Consider the following 18,004-nt stretch of genomic DNA (forward strand, 5'->3'; position numbering starts at 1 on the left):
GGCACCCTTAAAGTGCCGTCAGGTATCATTTTGCCGTTAAGCAGCGGCCTTGGCGCGCCGTGCTTCCCGCTTGCGCAGAATATCCGGCGCCGTGGCCTCGAGAGTAAGCGATGCGATGGCTTCATCAAGTGACATAGCCGTCTGAACCTGGCTGCCGAGACGGCGGATGTTGACCGAGCGCTCTTCGGCTTCCTTCTTGCCGCAGACGATGATCACGGGAACCTTCGTCACCGAATGTTCGCGGACCTTGTAGTTGATCTTCTCGTTGCGGAAGTCGGTCTCCACGTCGAGGCCGGCGTCGCGTAGCGCTTCGGCAACTTCTTCGCCATAGGCATCCGCCTCCGACGTGATCGTCGCCACGACGACCTGAAGCGGCGAAACCCAAAGCGGCATGTGACCGGCGAAGTTCTCGATCAGAATGCCAAGGAAACGTTCCATCGAGCCGCAGATGGCGCGATGGATCATGACCGGCTGGGTCTTCTCCGAATGCTGGTCAATGTAGAAGGCACCGAAGCGTTCCGGCAGGTTGAAGTCGACCTGTGTGGTGCCGCACTGCCATTCGCGGCCGATAGCGTCCTTCAGCGTATATTCGAACTTCGGACCGTAGAACGCACCCTCGCCCGGCAGAATGCCGGTCTTGATGCGGCCTTCGGACTGCGCCTCGATGGTCTTCAGCACATCCATCATCACGCTTTCGGCGCGGTCCCAGAGCGCGTCGGAGCCGACGCGCTTTTCCGGACGGGTCGACAGCTTGACGACGATTTCCTTGAAGCCGAAATCCTCATAGACCGACAGGATAAGGTCATTGATCTTCAGGCACTCGGCGGCCATCTGCTCGTCGGTGCAGAAGATGTGAGCGTCGTCCTGCGTGAAGCCGCGCACGCGCATCAGGCCATGCAATGCGCCTGAGGGCTCGTAGCGATGTACTGCGCCGAATTCCGCAAGGCGGATCGGCAGTTCGCGGTAAGACTTCAAGCCATGCTTGAAGATCTGGATATGGCCTGGGCAGTTCATCGGCTTCAGCGCGAAGACGCGATCATCATCCGTATCGTCGCCGGCGACGGTGACCTTGAACATGTTGTCGCGATACCAGCCCCAGTGACCGGAGGTTTCCCAGAGCGACTTGTCGAGCACCTGCGGTGCGTTGACTTCCTGATAGTCGCCCTGCAGCCGCCGGCGCATATAGGAAACGAGCGTCTGGAACATGCGCCAGCCCTTGCCGTGCCAGAAGACGACGCCTGGGCCTTCTTCCTGGAAATGGAACAGGTCCATTTCGCGGCCAAGGCGACGATGATCACGCTTCTCGGCCTCTGCAAGGATGTGCAGATAATTGTCGAGATCGGCCTGCTCGGCGAATGCCGTGCCGTAGATGCGGGTCAGCATCGGATTGTTGCTGTCGCCACGCCAATAGGCACCGGCCACCTTCATCAGCTTGAACGCCGTGCCGATCTGGCCGGTGGACGCCATATGCGGACCACGGCAGAGGTCGAACCAATCGCCCTGATAGTAGATCTTCAGATCCTGACCTTCAGGGATCGCATCGACCAGCTCCACCTTGTAGCGCTCGCCCTTGGCTGCAAAGACTTCCTTTGCCTTCTCGCGCGACCAAATCTGCTTGGTGAACGGAGCATTGCGCTGGATGATCTCGCGCATCTTCTTCTCGATGACCGGAAGATCATCGGGCGTGAAGGGCTCGTTCTTGGCAAAATCGTAGTAGAAACCGTTCTCGATGACCGGACCGATCGTCACCTGCGTGCCGGGCCACAGTTCCTGAACCGCTTCCGCCATAACGTGTGCCGCGTCATGCCGGATGAGCTCCAGCGCGCGATCGTCCGTGCGGGTGATGATTTCGATCTTGCCGTCAGTTACCGGATCCGAGAGATCACGCACGGTGCCGTCAATGGCAATGGCGACCGACTTCTTGGCCAGCGACTTTGAAATGGATTCGGCGACATCGCGACCGGTTGTGCCGGCAGCGAAGCTGCGCACGGAACCATCGGGAAATGTCAGGGAAACGGATTGGGACATCGATATTCTCCTTGTCCAGTCCCGCCAACGAATGCGGGTGGTTTCTATGGAAGCGGTCAATTATCCGCAAGTTGCGGATGATCGACCGCAGCCTGATAATGACTTTTCATGATTTAGTAAAGGAAAGTGGGTCTCAGGGCTGTAGAAATCGAGTGGGGTTTTGGTGTCAAAATCAGGAAATCTTGGGAACTTGTTTCCCCAAAAAATACCCAATGAGGCTAACAACCCAGACGAAAAGCAACCAGTAGTAGAAATAGATTCTGAGGAGACTTTTAATGATTGCGGCTTTGATGGAATCACTCGGGTGGAAACCAAGCCAAGCGTGCGGGCCGTAGTAATTGTCGAACTTATCCAACCACATGAAAAATATAGCGAAACCTATCAATAGAGCCGGAAAAATCAGGGGTACTTTCTTGACTCTGAATCCCCCCAATGCCTTGAAGGTAAAGGTAAGAAGAGTGGTGAAACCTAAGAGCAAGGTTAGGCTCGCTATCGACCTGACACCGAAGAAAGTACATTGATCCCCCTCGGAATACGGTAAGCTCTGCATTTGCGACAAAGCGGTAGCATTCGGCGGCCACAGATCACGGAGAAATGGATTGTCGCGGAAGTAACAGGCGGTCTTTAATTCGTAATGGAACAACACCCAAGCCAGGATCGTGACAAGGAATGCGGTACCCAATACGATTAGGAGGAATTCACCGCGTCTGTTGGCCGCCGCTATCTTTGCTTGCAGCTCCTGCTTAGGATCTTTTGAGATATCCTGACTCAACGCATTCCCACCCAGGTTCATCGTCATAATTGTGACCGAGATTATTGCTCAATCAATATGAAAATAAGGGTATACCTCGCCGCTTTTTTATCAAACGCGAGCTGTTTTCGCGCGGCTAATCATTTCATGAATTCCACGCACGGTGTTCCAGTTTCGCATCGTTCCGATGCCAAGCCGTTTTGTCGTCAGAGCCGACAACAGCTTCGTCTCGCTGGCTTTGAGGCCGAAATCGATCCAGAGATCGCCATCGACAATCGCGATGCGCTCGTCCCGCCGATATCTGGCAAATATATCGAGGACTTGAGGCTCAAGCGGCTGACGCATGACGCGAATGATGACCTCGCTGCCGATCCCGTCAAGAAAGGGATTGCCTTCTGCAAGCCTCAGCCAGGTATCCGCGTCGCGCACGATGATATCGACATGTTTCCCGAAGGTTGCGGCAAAGCCGGCTTCGAGCTTCGCCTCGATCGAGGCAATGGGCTGCCTCTCGCCTTCGAAAATCAGATTGCCAGTTGCGACAAGCGTTCTGGTGTTGCGAAAGCCGAGCGCCTCCGCCATCGCCTTGAGATCGGCCATCACAACCCTGCGGCCCGGACCGAGAACGATGCTGTAGAGCAGCGCGACGTAGATCGCCATGTCGTCAGGCGGCCTTCTGCCCGAGGCGGAAGTAGCGCCAAGGCGCCCACCAATGGTAGCGGCTCTCCAATGTATCGGGCACCGGATCAAGCCCGCTTGTGCCTCCGGGGCCGCAGCGCCCTACCCGAAACAGCGTCATCCAGCCACCGGCCCATAGACCATGCCGGGCAATCGCCTCGTAGCCATATTCCGAGCAGGTCGGGATATGGCGGCAGGAATTGCCGATGAAGCCGGACAAGGTTAGCTGATAGAGGCGGATGAAGCCCATGCCGAAGAGGCGGTCCGGCGTCTTGCGGAAAGGGCCGGAATAGTTGCGTGATTGATTTATCCGGTTGGGTGGCTCCGCATTGCGTCGTGCGCTTTTCGGAGCCGCCGCGCCGCCCTCGTCTTCATCGTCGTCCTGCATGAGACAGAATTGACACATCGCACTGAGCCTCGATCAGACAGCTGCGGCCGTTTTGGCGTTTCCGCCCTGGCGTTCCGCCTCGATCTGGCCGATCGCGTCGACAACGGCATCGAATGTCAGCATTGTCGATGCGTGACGCGCCTTGTAATCCCGGACGGGTTTCAAGTAGCGCATGTCCTCGAAGCGACCGCTTGGTCCCTCACCATCAGCCTTGAGCATCGCGAGCATATCCTCGCGCGCCTGGCGCAATTCTTCCGCCGATGCTCCAACGACATGGCGGGCCATGATCGAAGACGACGCCTGGCCGAGCGCGCAGGCCTTGACGTCATGGGCAAAATCGGTCACCACATCGCCGTCCATTTTCAGCCAGATTTTTACGCGAGAACCGCACAGTCTGGAATGGGCCTGGGCACTGGCATCGGCGTCAGGAAGACTGCCGATAAGGCCGATATTACCGGCAAATTCCAGGATTTTGCTGTTGTAGATGTCGTCCATCACCGATTTTGCTCCGATGCACCTGTGTTGCGTTGCGTAATAAAAAACACAGCGTGTCCGTTTAGGACACTTTCACAGGAACGATGCCATACTATATGTATGTCGTTCGAAGACCATAGAAATGCAATGGTCTTCTGTAAGTTTGATGGGAAACCGTGCAGGACGGCAGGCTTGTCCGCCAGCCAGAACGCCCCGGAGCCCGCCAAAGGTACACAATCTCCGTATCTCGGGGATGCCAGTGGCGAGTCCGACAGATGATATCCGCGAAGCGGGTAGGAGAACCACAGGTAATGGACGCCATTGTAAAGAATTTTCCGCAAGTCGTTGAATCCGAACGTCCGTCGCAGAAGGAAGCCGAAGACGCAGTCCGCGTTCTGCTTCGCTGGGCTGGTGACGATCCGCAGCGCGAAGGCCTACTCGATACGCCGGCTCGTGTCGCCAAGGCCTATCGCGAGCTTTTCGCCGGCTACGATCAGAACCCCGAGGATGTACTAGGCCGCACCTTCGAGGAGGTTGCCGGCTATGACGATATCGTCCTCGTGCGCGACATTCCATTCTTCTCGCATTGCGAACATCACATGGTGCCGATCATCGGCAAGGCGCATGTCGCTTATCTGCCGAACGGTCGCGTGCTCGGTCTGTCGAAGATCGCACGCGTCATTGAAATCTTCGGCCGCAGGCTGCAGACCCAGGAAGCCATGACTGCGCAGATTGCCAATGCGATCGACGATACGCTCCGCCCACGCGGCGTTGCCGTCATGATCGATGCCGAGCATATGTGCATGGCCATGCGCGGTGTGCAGAAGCAGGGGGCGACGACTTTGACCACGACCTTTACCGGCGCTTTCAAGGCAGACCCTGCTGAACAAGTACGTTTCATGTCGATGGTCCGGGGCCGCTAACCGGGCTCCAAGGAAAGAGCCGGAAATGAATATGATTTTCAATGCGCCTTCCGAAGACAAGTCCGAGCTCGAAGACGCCGGCGATTTCACGCCCCGTTTCGACGATCGCGGTTTGATCACCGCAATCGTAACCGATGCGCATGACGGCGAACTGCTGATGGTCGCACACATGAATGCCGAGGCGCTTGCCTTGACGATCAAGACCGGCACGGCGCACTATTTCAGCCGTTCTCGCGGAAAAATCTGGAAGAAGGGCGAGACATCCGGAAATCTGCAGACGGTGAAGGAAATCCGTACCGATTGCGATCAGGACGCCATATGGCTGAAGGTCGACGTCGCCGGGCATGACGCCACCTGTCACACCGGACGCCGGTCCTGTTTCTATCGTACTGTCGAGCTGGAAGACGGAAAGCCGATGCTGAGCGTGGTCGATGATCACCTGCATTTCGATCCGGACGAAGTCTACAAGCATTAGACCTATTGGCGAAGTGCGCTAATTAGTTACAACCGATATACGATTTGGAAACGAAAAAGGGACAGTATTTTGCTGGGGGCACATTAGGCTCCGGAGGAGACTTCAAATGCTGAATTGGGGTTTGAATCGTCATAGCGGCGGACAGAACTCGACCGGTTTGAGCACCTCGCAAGATACATCCAATTCGCCTCCAACCGTCGCTCCCCCAAAGAAAGTCAAGATCGCGCTGGCACTCGGCGGCGGTGCGGCGCGAGGCTGGGCGCATATCGGCGTGTTGCGCGCCCTGGATGAGGCCGGGATAGCTGTCGGCATGATTGCCGGCACATCGATCGGGGCCCTCGTTGGCGGCTGCTATCTCGCCGGCAAGCTCGACGAACTGGAGGCTTTCGCCCGTTCGCTGACCATGCGCCGCATCGCAAGCCTTCTTGATCTGACCATCGGCGGCAGTGGCCTGTTCGGCGGCATGCGGTTGACCAAGCGCATGCAGGAACATCTCGAAGGGCTTTCGATCGAAGATCTCGAGCATCCTTTCGTCGCCGTTGCCGCGGAGCTGAACACCGGCCACGAAGTTTGGATTGCCAATGGTTCCCTGATCACGGCCCTCCGGGCGTCATACGCCCTGCCCGGCATTTTCGAGCCGGTGCGCTCCAACGGCCGAACCCTGGTCGATGGCGCGCTGGTCAATCCCGTACCGGTTTCTGTGTGCCGCACCTATGAACAGCCGCTCGTGGTCGGGGTGAACCTGCATTACGATCTCTATGGTCGATCCGCCGTGATCAAACACAATGTCGGCCCGCCAAATGGCGACCTGTTGCGCCGCGAAGACGCGCCTGCCACGAAACTCGGCATGACCGGCGTCATGGTGCAGGCCTTCAACATTATCCAGGACAGGATTGCCCGCGCGCGCCTGGCCGGAGACCCACCCGACCTGGCGCTGCATCCGCGCCTGAGCGACATCGGCCTTTCGGAGTTTCATCGCGCAGGTGAAGCGATCGAGCGCGGCTACGAGGAAACCCTGGCCAGACTGACCGAGATCCGCCGGATGCAGGAAGCCTATGCGCGGTAGCGCGTAAAGTCGAAAAATTTCAGACCATTGGGCCTATCCGCCAAAAACCGGCAAGGCATCCACTGATGCTGCGCAATTCCGGTACTTCGCTTTGTGCTCGGCACATTCGTCGTTGCAATCGACCCCACCGGGCCGATTGCTTCGCCAGCGGCGAGCCGTTACTCACCCGGCAATATAGGCCTTGATCTGCTCGGCCTCGAGTTCGATCTCGCGGATACGCCATTTGACGACGTCACCGATCGAAATGATGCCGCTGAGCTTACCCTTTTCCTCGACAGGGACGTGGCGGAAGCGACGCAATGTCATCAGCTCCATCAATTCGTCGGTGGTGGTGTCTTCCTTGCAGCGATGCACCTTCGCCGTCATCATCGATGCAATCGGCTTATCGAGGCACTCCGCGCCATCCTTGGCAACGGCATTGACGACATCTCGCTCGGTAAAGATACCCGAGATCTTGCCGCCTGCCCCAACGACGACGATTGCGCCGATGCGCTTCTCGTTGAGTATCCTGGCGGCCTCGCCAACGGTGGTGTTACCCCCGGTGGTAACAACGTCGCGGCCTTTGGCATCAAGTATGGCTTTTACGGAAACTGACATTCGATCCTCCCATCTCGAAAGCATGGTGAACACTTCAAGCGTCCGATATGTTCCGAAACTACCCCCGGAGCTCAAACCGGCGCACTGCCCGTCGGTCTAGTCGATCTCCTCTATCCCAAGACCGACGGATGGTAATGGTGCGCCCGCGGCGTCAAGAAAGCAACAGCTTCATTCGTCCAGCGGCGGGGCTTTCTGCACTTCTGTGACTGGTTGCCGATCAAACAGCGCGAACAGCAGAAATCCGAAGAGAAAGCCGCCGATATGGGCATCCCAGGCCACTGGCTGCGAGCTGTCACCGGCAAGGGTGATGCCAAACGCAACGAGTGCATTACCGGCAATCCACATGACGATATAGGCAACGACGGTGCGACTGCGCAGTGACGCGAGAATGGTGAGGCGCAGGTTCAGATGCGCTTGCCCCATGGAGCGCCGGCGGCCATCCATGGCCGGAAAGGCGAAACGGCAGGCAGCGCCCATGAGCGCCGAGACGACACCGGATGCGCCGATCAGCAATGTCTGGTCGCCCCAATAGAGGGCAGCATGCATGAAGGCGGAGGCGGCAGACGAGAGAATCCAGAAAATCACGTAGCGCAACGTGCCGATGCGCCGAGCCACCGGCGCTGCAAAGACCATCAGCCAAAGGCTGTTGAAAACGATGTGCTCGATGCCGCCATGCAAGAGCGAATAGGTCACCGGCGTCCAAAGCCATTCGAGACCCTGCTGCGACAGCGAAAATGCGTACCGTGCCGGTATGAAGCTGAAGGTGAAATAGATCCAGTTCAATGTGTCGTCCGACCATGACGGCATGTTCATGACCGCGAAGACGATCACCAGCAGAGCAAGGCTGGCGAGGATGACCGGCGGCAGGTTGAAAGCCGGAACACGTTGCTGCGGCCGTGGATCTTCCGGCTCTGGGCGCGGCAGCTGTTCATCATCCATGTCTTGGCTCTGCTTTTCTGTAGATGTGACCGACACATAGCCCAGCAAAACTCAAAAAAAAAGCCGCCCAGTCATGCCGGGCGGCGCATCGGGCGCTTCTCTGCGGAATAGGCTTGGAAAAGCCTGTCCCACGCCCGGAAAGTTCGTGCTGAAGGTCACTTGGTGAAGTGATGAAAAGCTTCTTTCATTTGATGCCGCCCGAGGCAATCGAAACCATTCATTAACCCTAACGGCCCGGCTCTGGCACGAAACTAGCAAGGCTTGATGTGAGGGCGATGAACGCCCTTGAATTTGAGCTAAAATGGGACACGGACGTATCATGCGCCAGGCAACGAGCATCGAGTTATTTACCTACTGGGAGCGGATCCGTGGCGATACGGATGCCCCCATGCGCAATCTGATACAGCCATCGGCGGTCAGCCATATTCTTCCTGAGCTGTTTATCCTGGAGAACACTGCTGACGACAATCCACGTTTCCGCCTCGCCGGCACGGCAATCTGTAATCTCATGGGCCGTGAGATTCGCGGAGAGAATTTTGCAGCACTATGGGCCGGAAGCCAGCAGGAAGACCCGGTGCGCATCGCCGCTGGCGTGATGACACATGTCGTTCCCGCCTTGATCAACGCGACGGGTTATTGCATCAGCGGCCGCAGCATGACCTTCGAACTGGTACTGATGCCGTTGCGAACCTCCTACAACGCATCCGACAGGTTGCTGGGATGTCTGACGCCGGCTGCCCGTTCGGCATGGCTCGGCAACGAGCGTCTCGAGTTCCTGGCGCTCGATCGCAGCCGCCTCCTTTACGACCGCCCTGCCCGCCTCCTGGATTTGCCTCCCCATCCGGATCCGAGCGATCTTCTACCAACCCAGGAGAGTATCGGCCTAGGTGAGTGGATGAGAAAGAAGCTAAATCGGTCTGTTGCTGCACGAGATGCTGGCGAGATTGAACCATCGCGAGACAAAATTCGCCGTCATCTCTAAGTCATGCCTTGGGAAAGACAACCATACCTTAAGAAGTTTCGGCTAAATATTGCAGTCGACGCAATCGGTTAAAGAAGCTTCTCCATGCATTTGTTCCAGCCGGCCCATGCGACTCGGTCAAATCAATTTGCAGGCAATGGCGCGCGCGGCGATCAGCGGACCTTTCAGCGGGTTCCGATCAATATGCAGGGCCGCCTGATGCTGGCAAATTATGAGGAATACGAGTGCCTGGTCACAGAAATGTCGCCCGGCGACATGTATGTCACCTGCTTGGGGCGTCCATGCTCCGGTGAGCGAGTTATCGCTTATGTCGATCATCTTGGCCGTGTTGAGGGCAATGTTGTTGCTGTCGATGGTCGCGGCTTCAGCATGTCGATCAACGCCACCGAGCGGAAGCGCGAGAAGCTCGCAGCTCAGCTGACGTGGCTTGCCAACAAGCATGAACTCGGCCTGCCGGAAGATCGCCGTCACGATCGCCTGACGCCGCGCAGCACCAGTAGCGAACTTACTCTTGAAGACGGCACGCAATATATCTGCCGCATCATGGACCTTTCGCTTTCGGGGGCTGCAGTCGATCTTGAAGTTCGCCCGCCTATCGGCACCGCGGTCCGCCTTGGCAACATGCGTGGCCGCATCGTCCGCCACTTCATGGAAGGCGTCGCAATCGAGTTTCTCTCCCTGCAGTCGCGCGAGACCCTGCGCGAATTTCTCTGATACTGTCATGCTCTTGTTACGCAGCGTCTTGAAATAGCGACGCTTGTCTTTCTCTTCGATGCGTGACGACGAGATGCTCTATCCCGACCTGGTTTCTTATGATGAGGGCTTGCTGGATGTCGGCGACGGCCAGCGGGTTTTCTGGACGCAATCCGGAAATCCCGAAGGCCTGCCCGTTCTCATGCTGCATGGCGGACCAGGCTCCGGCAGTTCCGCCAGTACACGGCGCTATTTCGATCCGCAGCATTATAGAATCATCCAGTTCGATCAGCGCGGCTGCGGCAACAGCGTACCGCATGCATCCGAACCCGAAATCGATATGTCAGCCAATACGACATGGCATACGGTCGCCGATATCGAGCAGCTAAGGCAACTCTTCGGTGTTGAGCGCTGGATCGTATTCGGCAATTCATGGGGCTGCACGCTTGCCCTCCTCTATGCCGAAACCCACCCGGATCGCGTTGCATCTCTGCTCGTTGTCGGTGTCACGATGACGAGACAATCGGAAATAGACTGGCTCTATCGCGGCCTTGGCCGGTTCTTTCCCGAGGAATGGGCGCGCTTTCGCGCGGCTTTGCCGGTGCAGGATCGCGATGGCGATCTCGTGGAGGCCTATTATCGCCTTCTGTGTAATCCGGATCCGGCAATCCACATGAAGGCCGCAAAGGATTGGCATGAGTGGGAGGCTGCCTCGATCCTAGTCGACCCTCGTGCCACCATGCCGGCGCGCTGGTCCGACCCACGCTATCTAACGGCGCGAGCACGCATCATCGCGCATTACTTTCACCATCTGGCCTGGCTGGAGGAGGAGCAGATCTTGCGGGACATCAAGCGGCTCGCCGGCATTCCATGCACAATGATCCAGGGGCGTCTCGATTTGGAGGCCCCCGTCATTACGGCCTGGGAATTGTCGCAGGCATGGCCTGAAGCCAAGCTGGTGATCGTTCCCAGCGCCGCTCATTCGCTCGCAACCTCGGATATGGCCATCGCCATCGTCGGCGTGACCGATGCGCTTCGCACGCTCAACCAGCGATAAAATATTCAAAAATATTTTGAGCACGTTTTCTCGCAATGGCACAGCTTCGCACCTGTTCAGCCCCTTTGGACATCGTATTGAAGCCGCCATGCAGATTCGATGTTTCATTTTGGGACGAATTCCAGCCTGGAGACGCTCTTGCCGTTAAGAATCCGATCGGCGGGAAACCATTTCAAAACAGTGCGGTACTTCATTTCGACGACCACGATCCGATACCGGAAACATTCAAATTTTAATCGAATTTGCCGAAAAATTGCTTCAAGTTTTCTGCGTGTTTTATGAAAATTCGATCCGGATTTGAATCAATTAAGCCCTTAATTTGACTACGTAATTTTGCGTCAGATAAAATGATGAGTGTCATTCTGATCCCAACAAAAAAGGGACAGGGACATGAACTTTCAATTCGTACTCAGCGGCTGCGCCGCATTGGCACTCGCCACGCTCGGCTTCTTTGGCCTCGCGCAGGCTGCTCCTGCCAACATGACGATTACCGGCGACGCAGCTCCCCCGATCGGTCACTACGAATTCTGCAAGCAGAACCCTAGGGAATGCGCCTATGCCGGCGGCGATGCCGGAGCGATCATTCTCAACCAGGATAACTGGAAGACGATCCTGAAGATCAACTACACGGTCAACACGACGATCAAGCCGATGACCGACATGGAACTCTATGGCGTCGAGGAAAAGTGGGCGATCCCGACCACTGCTGGCGACTGTGAGGATTTCGCGCTGCTGAAGCGCAAGCAGTTGATCGACGCAGGCTTCTCTCCCTCCGATCTCCTGATGACCGTCGTGCTGCAGCCGAATGGCGAAGGCCATGCCGTTCTGACCGTTCGCACCGATCGCGGCGACTTCGTTCTCGACAACATGCGCAACAAGGTGAAGCTCTGGTCGGAGACCGAGTACACCTTCCTCAAGCGCCAGTCCGCTGACGATCCGGCCCGCTGGGTAAAGATACAGGACGGTCGCGCCGTCGCAGTCGGCAGCTTGAAGTAAAGCCGCAGGATACAGGGTCATCGGCGGCCTAGCGCCGGTGACCAACATCAGAGGCCCGGTCTTGTCCCCGACTTCTGTCCAGGCCGGTGCCTCTGAGCCGTTCCCACTGTCCCGGGAACGGCTCTTTTCGTTACTGTCGGCCTATTTCAAGACGAGTGGCAATTGGTGTGCAGATAGGCACCCGAAATAGAATGTCTGCCGACATATTTTTAAAGCTTCATTAACCATCAAGGCGCCAATCATTTTCTCGACAAGACTCATCAAAAGTCTGATGCCGCGGCGGATATATCCTTTATCGAGTTGAGGATCGTTTCCAGGGCGGAAGGAAATGAAGGCAAGGGCATGGTTTCTTCTCCGTCATCCGCCACAATGATCGAAGAGCGGCCGCTGATATCAAGCGGCTTCGTCTATCGGCTCACGGCTGGCATCGCCGTTCTGGCCGCCCTCACCGTCGGCATATCCGTTGGTGGTCATTGGCTTGGCGAAAAGATTTCGCTGGCCGGCCACACGACGGATACGAGACCTGTTTCGGTGACGATCGGCGAGGATATGCTTCGCCTGACGGCAAACACCATTCGTTTCCCGAGCGAACGGGTCGATGGCGCAGCCGATCGTGTCGATCTCTACCTCACCTGGCCGCAAATGCAGGGCTATGCCGAAGCCGATCGCCTGCGATTCGATGACATCTCACAATCGTCTTCCCTGATCTTCCTTCAGCTCAGCCAGAGTACGATGTCGCGCGACATGTCCGGCCGGCTCGAGCCGATCTATTCGCACATTATGGATGGCGACGCCTATGCCGGCCCCTACGGGCTGACTGCGCATCGCCTGCGTGCGGATGCCGGCTACAATGACGAAGTGCTTCTGACGGCTGCCCGTCCTAACCAGCCGGATTACGTGGTACGCTGTATTCTGCCTCCATCGCCGGACCAGGCAACCAGCGGCGATTGTCAGAGAGACGTCAAGGTCGGCAAGGACCTGAGTGTCCTCTATCGTTTCTCCAGCAACCAGCTTGGAGACTGGCGGATCATGGATGCGAGCGTGCAGGACTTCATCAAGGCGCATCTGGTGAATACAGCCAGCCCCGCAGCGCCGGCTGTTGATGGTCGCTAAAATGGCGCAAAAACCTGAAACCAAAAGTTCATCATAAACCGATTGGTAACGCTAAGCCCTTAGTCTCCACCCAACGGGCGTTTCTGGAGGCGGCGGCCGGATCATCGAGAATGTAAATGCAAGCAGAGAGTGATTTAGTGTCCAGAACAATCCTTCCCGTATCGTCGTCTCAATCCGGCAAGATTCTGGCGAAAATGCTTCTCGGTTTTTCGCTTGCAACAGCGACGATTACCGTAAGTTTTGAGGCGGATGCTGCCAGCGGCTCGAAATATGCCGGCATTGTCATCGACGCCAATACGGGCAATGTTCTCTACAGTGAAAACGCCGATACGCTTCACTATCCCGCCTCGCTGACCAAGATGATGACGGTCTATCTGACCTTCGAAGCGCTGGAAGCGGGCCGCATCACTCTCGATACACCCGTCGTATTCTCCAGGAATGCCGCTGGCCAGGCACCGACCAAGCTCGGCATCGGCGCCGGTCGCTCCGTGACGGTCCGCGAGGCGATCCTCGGCATCGTCACCAAATCCGCCAACGATGCCGCCATGGGGCTAGGCGAAATGCTCGGCGGCTCCGAAGAGGGCTTTGCCCGCATGATGAATGACAAGGCGCGTGCGCTCGGCATGACACGCACCACCTATCGCAATCCGAACGGCCTGCCGAATACGGCGCAGATGACGACGGCGCGCGATCAGGCACGCCTCGGCATCGCCCTGCGTGAACATTTTCCGCAATATTACGGCTTCTTTTCCGAGACGAGCTTTCGCCTCGGCAACCGGATTATCCCGGGGCATAACCATCTGATCGGTTCGGTGCGCGGTGTCGACGGCATCAAGACGGGCTATACGCGCGCCGCAGGATATAATCTTGCGACCTCCGTGAAGGTTGATGGGCGCTCTATCGTCGGCGTCGTCCTCGGGGGTGCCTCGACGCCGGCCCGTGACAATCAGATGCGCAAGCTGATCGCTCAATATCTGCCGGAAGCCTCGACGAGGCACATCGCTTCGGATGTCATCGCGCATACACCGGCGACGTCACCGAATGTCCAGGTCGCAAGCGCCCGTTTTGGTGACGTGACCCGTGGCAAGATCAAGAACGACGAGACCGCGGAAGCAGTCGAGACGCAACAACCTTCCAGCGCCGCGGCATTTGCCGCAGTAGCGCCAAGATCCACCAATCCGCTGCTTACGACCAAGCCTGTCCAGAGCCCTGCCTCTGACGAAGTTGCGTCTATATCGGCTTCCGACAGTGCCGATGAGGACGAGATCGATACCGTTACGACCGCTTCGACATCCAAGGACGATACGAAGGTCGTGAAGTTGCAGCGGGCCGAGAAGGCTGAAAAGACGGAGAAGGTTGCAAAGGCAGGCAAGGCCGAGCGCGAACCCACCGGCTGGGTCGTGCAGATCGGCATTTCCTCCAGCAAGGATGGCGCCAGCGATCTTCTCGACGCAGCCAAAAACAAGGGCGGCAAGGCGCTCCGCTCCGCCAAGCCTTACACTGTCGCCTTCGATGGCGGCTATCGCGCGCGCTTCGGCGGCTTCGAAGATCAGAATGCGGCAATCAACGCCTGCAAGGCTCTCAAGCGCGCCGGCGTGAAGTGCTGGGCAAGTACAGAATAAGGGTGCGGCCGCGTTTTTGCACCGCATTGTTTGAGAATTGGTCCGGTGTCCATTGAGGATGCCTGACCCCCTCCGGTTCCGAATGTCATCGGGCCGGCCCTGAGTTTGTAACGTGTACGGGGATTTGAAATGGCAGTGAACGAGAACTTTCCTGGTTTCTCGCTCGATGGCGGGGGCAAGATGAAACCGAAGAGCTTTGCTCTTCATCCGCTGCATGAGGCAGCGATGCGGTTGGCGGACCTTGGTCTGAACCGTTCGCGACCGCGCAGCAAGACGAAAGACCTGATCGGCATCCTGCTTTGCCATGGAGCAAGAGCCTGGCGCTACTCGCAGCCGGACGCACATATCCATCTGCACATCACCGCGCCGAGCGGTCGAGCACCGGTCATGATGCGCCTGCGCTAAGCAGGCGCCTATCTTACAGCAATCCGAGTTCGGAAAGTTCCCGCCGCAGGTCGGCGGGCATTTCTGCAGCAGCGCCGAGACTGTCGAGATCGCGCGGCACATCTTCCTGAGGCAGATAACGCCAGCCCTGGAACGGTCGGCGCGGCTGGCCGGTGGTTTCAACAACGCTCGGGTCCAGGATCAGCCGGCAGCGGTGTATCCCTTCCGCATCGGTGAAGGTCTCGATGCCGAGCAGCTTCTGCCGCGCCTGCACCTGCCCCTTGATCACCCAATAGAGCGAGCCCCCATCCAGTAGATCGTCGACGCGCTTCGGCACCATGCGCGTTGTATGGGTAGTATGGGGCTCGAGCCCGGCGGCGATGGCGTTCATCGCCCGCTCGGAAACCCACTCGCGCAGATCATCAATCGAGTCCGCGCCCACGCATAATTTAATGAGATGCAAAGCCATAACGCCGTTGAAATCCTTTTGACAGGCAGCGTCAAGCCTCTAGATCAAGCATCCACACTCAGCATTCCACCACATTCACCGCAAGGCCGCCCAGCGAGGTTTCCTTGTACTTCTCGCTCATGTCATTGCCGGTCTGGCGCATGGTTTCGATGCAGGCATCGAGCGGCACGAAATGCTGGCCGTCGCCCTTGAGGGCAAGCGAGGCGGCAGTGACAGCCTTGACGGCGCCGAGGGCATTTCGTTCGATGCAGGGCACCTGGACGAGGCCGGCGATCGGATCGCAGGTCATGCCGAGATGATGCTCCAGGGCGATTTCCGCGGCATTTTCGATTTGCGCCGGTGTCGCGCCCATGACGGCGGCAAGCCCCGCAGCCGCCATTGCAGCCGCCGAACCCACCTCGCCCTGACAGCCGACTTCGGCGCCAGAAATCGAGGCATTGTGCTTGATGATACCGCCGACGGCTGCAGCCGTCAGGAGATAGTTGCGGATGCCGTCCTGATCCCAATCCTCATGGAAATGCTGATAGTAGCGGACCGTCGCCGGGATGACGCCGGCAGCGCCGTTGGTCGGCGCGGTCACCACGCGACCGCCGGCCGCGTTTTCCTCGTTGACCGCCATGGCGTAGACACTCAGCCAATCGTTGGCCAGCAACGGATTGATGCGGTTGCTGCGCCATTCCTCCTGCAGCTTGTCGTGAATGGCGCGGGCACGGCGACGCACCTTCAGACCGCCCGGCATGATGCCGTCGACCTTGAGACCACGGTCGATGCAGCTGCTCATGGCGGCCCAGATGCGGTCTAGCCCGGCATCCAGATCGTCGCTGCTCATACGGGTCTCTTCGTTGGCGCGCTTCATCTGCGCGATCGAGAGGCCGGAGCGTTCTGCCATTTCGAGCATCTGATTGGCACTGGAGAAGGGGAACGGAACGCGGTCGCCCGCAGCCGCAGGCTTCTTCTTGTCGGCCTTCATCTGTTCCAGCTCGGTATCGGTGACGACGAAACCGCCACCCACAGAGTAGTAGATGCGCTTGACAAGCAGGCGCTCGTCCTTGTCGAAAGCGGAAAAACTCATGCCGTTGGCATGGCCCGGCAACGGCACCTTCTTGTCGAAGATAAGGTCGGTCCTGGGCTGAAACTGGTAGGCGGGATGGCCTGGCGGCGTGATGCGCCCGCTGCGCTCGACCTCGTCAATAGTGGCGTCCATCTGGTCCGGATCGACATTATCAGGCCGCTCTCCCATCAGGCCGAGAATGACGGCCCTGCCGGTGCCGTGGCCGATACCCGTATGGGCAAGCGAGCCATGGAGGCTGACCTTGATCGAGGCAACATGCACATTCGAGGATGGGCGCGGCCACTCGTTCGAGAGCACGAGATCGAGGAAACGATTCGCGGCGGACATTGGCCCCATCGTGTGTGAGCTGGACGGTCCCACACCGATCTTGAAGACATCGAAAACAGAAAGAAACATGGACCTTTGGTGCCTCCTCGGCAAATCGATTGTTGGCAAGGCTACGCTATCGGGGCAACCTTGCACGGCGATCAACCGACATCGGATTTCATGGCAGCGACATAACATATAGGCATTCGGCGAGGCAAACAGAAGGCCATTGCACACGGCCGGAGCTGCGTTACAGTCCACATCGGATCGCTCCTGGGGAATCTGCTTTTATGACGACTGCCGACTATGTCGCCCTCGCCCTCTTCATCTTTCTCTGGGTCGCGCTGAACTGGATCACCAGCAGCGCCCATTTCTTCAATCGCACCAGCCTGACGCTGGCGATGAACGAGCGCCGCCGCGAATGGATCTATAATTCGCTGCGCCGCGATCTGAAGATGATCGATACACAAATCCTCTCCGGACTGCAGAACGGTACGGGCTTCTTCGCCTCGACCTCGATCTTCGCCATTGGCAGCTGCTTCGCGCTGCTGGGCGCCACGGACAAGATCAACGCCTTCTTCTCCGATCTCCCCTTCATCCTCAATGGCGGCCGCGCGGCCTTCGAGCTCAAGGTGGCAGGGCTGGCCTGTCTGTTCGGCTATGCCTTCTTCAAGTTCGGCTGGGCCTATCGCCTGTTCAACTACTGCACCATTCTCTTCGGTTCCCTGCCGATGGTCGAGGATGCCATTCTCGATCCCGTGCGCGCCGAACGCGCCGCCGAGCGGGTCATTCGCATGAACGTCATCGCCGCGCGCAATTTCAACGCGGGTCTGCGGGCGATCTTCCTGTCGATCGGCTATCTCGGCTGGTTCCTCAGCCCCTATGTCTTCATGGCCACGACGATATTCATCATTGTCGTGCTGATCCGCCGGCAGTTTTTTTCCGATGCCCGTCTGGCCATCATGGATATCGATGTGCCATGACAAGGCCGCGC

20 protein-coding genes are annotated in these 18,004 nt (G+C 57.9%); 11 read left to right on the forward strand and 9 right to left on the reverse strand.

Annotation, left to right across the window (positions count from 1 at the left end):
- Positions 1 to 36: 36 nt before the first annotated feature.
- The 5 genes from thrS to ACQZ6F_RS18060 all read right to left on the reverse strand — a co-directional run bounded on the left by thrS (position 37) and on the right by ACQZ6F_RS18060 (position 4,337).
- Positions 37 to 2,028 (reverse strand): threonine--tRNA ligase, encoded by a 1,992-nt coding sequence (gene thrS / locus ACQZ6F_RS18040; protein WP_449093174.1) that lies wholly within the window; start codon positions 2,026 to 2,028, stop codon positions 37 to 39.
- Between the two features lie 172 nt (positions 2,029 to 2,200).
- Positions 2,201 to 2,827: a hypothetical protein gene (locus tag ACQZ6F_RS18045; RefSeq protein WP_449093173.1), complete on the reverse strand. Its 627-nt coding sequence runs from the start codon at positions 2,825 to 2,827 to the stop codon at positions 2,201 to 2,203.
- Positions 2,828 to 2,890: 63 nt separating this feature from the next.
- Positions 2,891 to 3,436: a DUF1697 domain-containing protein gene (locus ACQZ6F_RS18050; RefSeq protein ID WP_449093172.1), complete on the reverse strand. Its 546-nt coding sequence runs from the start codon at positions 3,434 to 3,436 to the stop codon at positions 2,891 to 2,893.
- Between the two features lie 4 nt (positions 3,437 to 3,440).
- Positions 3,441 to 3,860 carry a membrane protein insertion efficiency factor YidD gene (gene yidD / locus ACQZ6F_RS18055; protein WP_077471067.1) on the reverse strand — a complete coding sequence of 140 codons (420 nt, stop codon included), beginning with the start codon at positions 3,858 to 3,860 and terminating at the stop codon, positions 3,441 to 3,443.
- 15 nt (positions 3,861 to 3,875) lie between these two features.
- A complete protein-coding gene (locus ACQZ6F_RS18060) occupies positions 3,876 to 4,337 on the reverse strand; it encodes an iron-sulfur cluster assembly scaffold protein (protein ID WP_077471066.1) in 462 nt (153 codons plus the stop codon).
- A gap of 290 nt (positions 4,338 to 4,627) precedes the next feature.
- On the opposite strand from ACQZ6F_RS18060, the gene folE reads away from it, so the two are divergent.
- The 3 genes from folE to ACQZ6F_RS18075 all read left to right on the forward strand — a co-directional run bounded on the left by folE (position 4,628) and on the right by ACQZ6F_RS18075 (position 6,780).
- A complete protein-coding gene (gene folE, locus ACQZ6F_RS18065) occupies positions 4,628 to 5,239 on the forward strand; it encodes a GTP cyclohydrolase I FolE (protein ID WP_068386820.1) in 612 nt (203 codons plus the stop codon).
- Between the two features lie 25 nt (positions 5,240 to 5,264).
- Positions 5,265 to 5,714 (forward strand): phosphoribosyl-AMP cyclohydrolase, encoded by a 450-nt coding sequence (gene hisI / locus ACQZ6F_RS18070; protein ID WP_077471064.1) that lies wholly within the window; start codon positions 5,265 to 5,267, stop codon positions 5,712 to 5,714.
- Positions 5,715 to 5,820: 106 nt separating this feature from the next.
- Positions 5,821 to 6,780 carry a patatin-like phospholipase family protein gene (locus ACQZ6F_RS18075; RefSeq protein ID WP_449093171.1) on the forward strand — a complete coding sequence of 320 codons (960 nt, stop codon included), beginning with the start codon at positions 5,821 to 5,823 and terminating at the stop codon, positions 6,778 to 6,780.
- Between the two features lie 162 nt (positions 6,781 to 6,942).
- On the opposite strand, the gene ACQZ6F_RS18080 is transcribed toward ACQZ6F_RS18075, so the two are convergent.
- Both ACQZ6F_RS18080 and ACQZ6F_RS18085 read right to left on the reverse strand, forming a co-directional pair.
- Positions 6,943 to 7,377, reverse strand: a complete 435-nt coding sequence (locus ACQZ6F_RS18080) for a CBS domain-containing protein (RefSeq protein ID WP_068386828.1) — start codon at positions 7,375 to 7,377, stop codon at positions 6,943 to 6,945.
- Positions 7,378 to 7,545: 168 nt separating this feature from the next.
- On the reverse strand, positions 7,546 to 8,316 hold the full coding sequence (locus tag ACQZ6F_RS18085; protein ID WP_449093170.1) for a rhomboid family intramembrane serine protease: 771 nt from the start codon (positions 8,314 to 8,316) through the stop codon (positions 7,546 to 7,548).
- A gap of 319 nt (positions 8,317 to 8,635) precedes the next feature.
- Between ACQZ6F_RS18085 and ACQZ6F_RS18090 the strand changes: the two genes are divergently transcribed.
- From ACQZ6F_RS18090 to ACQZ6F_RS18120, 7 genes are all read left to right on the forward strand, one after another.
- Positions 8,636 to 9,298 carry a PAS domain-containing protein gene (locus ACQZ6F_RS18090; RefSeq protein WP_449093169.1) on the forward strand — a complete coding sequence of 221 codons (663 nt, stop codon included), beginning with the start codon at positions 8,636 to 8,638 and terminating at the stop codon, positions 9,296 to 9,298.
- Positions 9,299 to 9,382: 84 nt separating this feature from the next.
- Positions 9,383 to 10,012, forward strand: coding sequence for a PilZ domain-containing protein (locus ACQZ6F_RS18095; protein ID WP_449093168.1), 630 nt, complete (start codon positions 9,383 to 9,385; stop codon positions 10,010 to 10,012).
- Between the two features lie 73 nt (positions 10,013 to 10,085).
- Positions 10,086 to 11,048, forward strand: coding sequence for a prolyl aminopeptidase (gene pip / locus ACQZ6F_RS18100; protein ID WP_449093687.1), 963 nt, complete (start codon positions 10,086 to 10,088; stop codon positions 11,046 to 11,048).
- 390 nt (positions 11,049 to 11,438) lie between these two features.
- Positions 11,439 to 12,044: a transglutaminase-like cysteine peptidase gene (locus ACQZ6F_RS18105; RefSeq protein ID WP_077471060.1), complete on the forward strand. Its 606-nt coding sequence runs from the start codon at positions 11,439 to 11,441 to the stop codon at positions 12,042 to 12,044.
- Between the two features lie 342 nt (positions 12,045 to 12,386).
- The gene (locus tag ACQZ6F_RS18110) at positions 12,387 to 13,157 is read left to right on the forward strand and encodes a hypothetical protein (protein WP_449093167.1); all 771 of its coding nucleotides are present in this window, start codon (positions 12,387 to 12,389) and stop codon (positions 13,155 to 13,157) included.
- Between the two features lie 116 nt (positions 13,158 to 13,273).
- Positions 13,274 to 14,779: an SPOR domain-containing protein gene (locus ACQZ6F_RS18115; protein ID WP_077471058.1), complete on the forward strand. Its 1,506-nt coding sequence runs from the start codon at positions 13,274 to 13,276 to the stop codon at positions 14,777 to 14,779.
- 129 nt (positions 14,780 to 14,908) lie between these two features.
- On the forward strand, positions 14,909 to 15,184 hold the full coding sequence (locus tag ACQZ6F_RS18120; RefSeq protein WP_077471057.1) for a hypothetical protein: 276 nt from the start codon (positions 14,909 to 14,911) through the stop codon (positions 15,182 to 15,184).
- A 13-nt stretch (positions 15,185 to 15,197) separates the two neighbouring features.
- Here ACQZ6F_RS18120 and ACQZ6F_RS18125 read toward each other — a convergent pair whose 3' ends face one another.
- Together ACQZ6F_RS18125 and ACQZ6F_RS18130 are read right to left on the reverse strand one after the other, a co-directional pair.
- Positions 15,198 to 15,632 carry a DUF1489 family protein gene (locus ACQZ6F_RS18125; RefSeq protein WP_068386852.1) on the reverse strand — a complete coding sequence of 145 codons (435 nt, stop codon included), beginning with the start codon at positions 15,630 to 15,632 and terminating at the stop codon, positions 15,198 to 15,200.
- A 58-nt stretch (positions 15,633 to 15,690) separates the two neighbouring features.
- Positions 15,691 to 17,100, reverse strand: a complete 1,410-nt coding sequence (locus ACQZ6F_RS18130) for an L-serine ammonia-lyase (protein WP_449093166.1) — start codon at positions 17,098 to 17,100, stop codon at positions 15,691 to 15,693.
- Positions 17,101 to 17,300: 200 nt separating this feature from the next.
- Between ACQZ6F_RS18130 and ACQZ6F_RS18135 the strand changes: the two genes are divergently transcribed.
- Entirely contained in the window at positions 17,301 to 17,993 is a 693-nt protein-coding gene (locus ACQZ6F_RS18135) for a DUF599 domain-containing protein (RefSeq protein WP_449093165.1), read from the forward strand.
- Positions 17,994 to 18,004: the final 11 nt, after the last annotated feature.

This window comes from Rhizobium sp. A22-96 (assembly GCF_053521805.1).

What these genes read in the sequence shown, in the direction of transcription:
- thrS (WP_449093174.1), bottom strand. Translation starts at nt 2,028, where the DNA reads ATGTCCCAATCCGTTTCCCTGACATTTCCCGATGGTTCCGTGCGCAGC.
- ACQZ6F_RS18045 (WP_449093173.1), bottom strand. Translation starts at nt 2,827, where the DNA reads ATGACGATGAACCTGGGTGGGAATGCGTTGAGTCAGGATATCTCAAAA.
- ACQZ6F_RS18050 (WP_449093172.1), bottom strand. Translation starts at nt 3,436, where the DNA reads ATGGCGATCTACGTCGCGCTGCTCTACAGCATCGTTCTCGGTCCGGGC.
- yidD (WP_077471067.1), bottom strand. Translation starts at nt 3,860, where the DNA reads ATGTGTCAATTCTGTCTCATGCAGGACGACGATGAAGACGAGGGCGGC.
- ACQZ6F_RS18060 (WP_077471066.1), bottom strand. Translation starts at nt 4,337, where the DNA reads ATGGACGACATCTACAACAGCAAAATCCTGGAATTTGCCGGTAATATC.
- folE (WP_068386820.1), top strand. Translation starts at nt 4,628, where the DNA reads ATGGACGCCATTGTAAAGAATTTTCCGCAAGTCGTTGAATCCGAACGT.
- hisI (WP_077471064.1), top strand. Translation starts at nt 5,265, where the DNA reads ATGAATATGATTTTCAATGCGCCTTCCGAAGACAAGTCCGAGCTCGAA.
- ACQZ6F_RS18075 (WP_449093171.1), top strand. Translation starts at nt 5,821, where the DNA reads ATGCTGAATTGGGGTTTGAATCGTCATAGCGGCGGACAGAACTCGACC.
- ACQZ6F_RS18080 (WP_068386828.1), bottom strand. Translation starts at nt 7,377, where the DNA reads ATGTCAGTTTCCGTAAAAGCCATACTTGATGCCAAAGGCCGCGACGTT.
- ACQZ6F_RS18085 (WP_449093170.1), bottom strand. Translation starts at nt 8,316, where the DNA reads ATGGATGATGAACAGCTGCCGCGCCCAGAGCCGGAAGATCCACGGCCG.
- ACQZ6F_RS18090 (WP_449093169.1), top strand. Translation starts at nt 8,636, where the DNA reads ATGCGCCAGGCAACGAGCATCGAGTTATTTACCTACTGGGAGCGGATC.
- ACQZ6F_RS18095 (WP_449093168.1), top strand. Translation starts at nt 9,383, where the DNA reads ATGCATTTGTTCCAGCCGGCCCATGCGACTCGGTCAAATCAATTTGCA.
- pip (WP_449093687.1), top strand. Translation starts at nt 10,086, where the DNA reads ATGCTCTATCCCGACCTGGTTTCTTATGATGAGGGCTTGCTGGATGTC.
- ACQZ6F_RS18105 (WP_077471060.1), top strand. Translation starts at nt 11,439, where the DNA reads ATGAACTTTCAATTCGTACTCAGCGGCTGCGCCGCATTGGCACTCGCC.
- ACQZ6F_RS18110 (WP_449093167.1), top strand. Translation starts at nt 12,387, where the DNA reads ATGGTTTCTTCTCCGTCATCCGCCACAATGATCGAAGAGCGGCCGCTG.
- ACQZ6F_RS18115 (WP_077471058.1), top strand. Translation starts at nt 13,274, where the DNA reads ATGCAAGCAGAGAGTGATTTAGTGTCCAGAACAATCCTTCCCGTATCG.
- ACQZ6F_RS18120 (WP_077471057.1), top strand. Translation starts at nt 14,909, where the DNA reads ATGGCAGTGAACGAGAACTTTCCTGGTTTCTCGCTCGATGGCGGGGGC.
- ACQZ6F_RS18125 (WP_068386852.1), bottom strand. Translation starts at nt 15,632, where the DNA reads ATGGCTTTGCATCTCATTAAATTATGCGTGGGCGCGGACTCGATTGAT.
- ACQZ6F_RS18130 (WP_449093166.1), bottom strand. Translation starts at nt 17,100, where the DNA reads ATGTTTCTTTCTGTTTTCGATGTCTTCAAGATCGGTGTGGGACCGTCC.
- ACQZ6F_RS18135 (WP_449093165.1), top strand. Translation starts at nt 17,301, where the DNA reads ATGACGACTGCCGACTATGTCGCCCTCGCCCTCTTCATCTTTCTCTGG.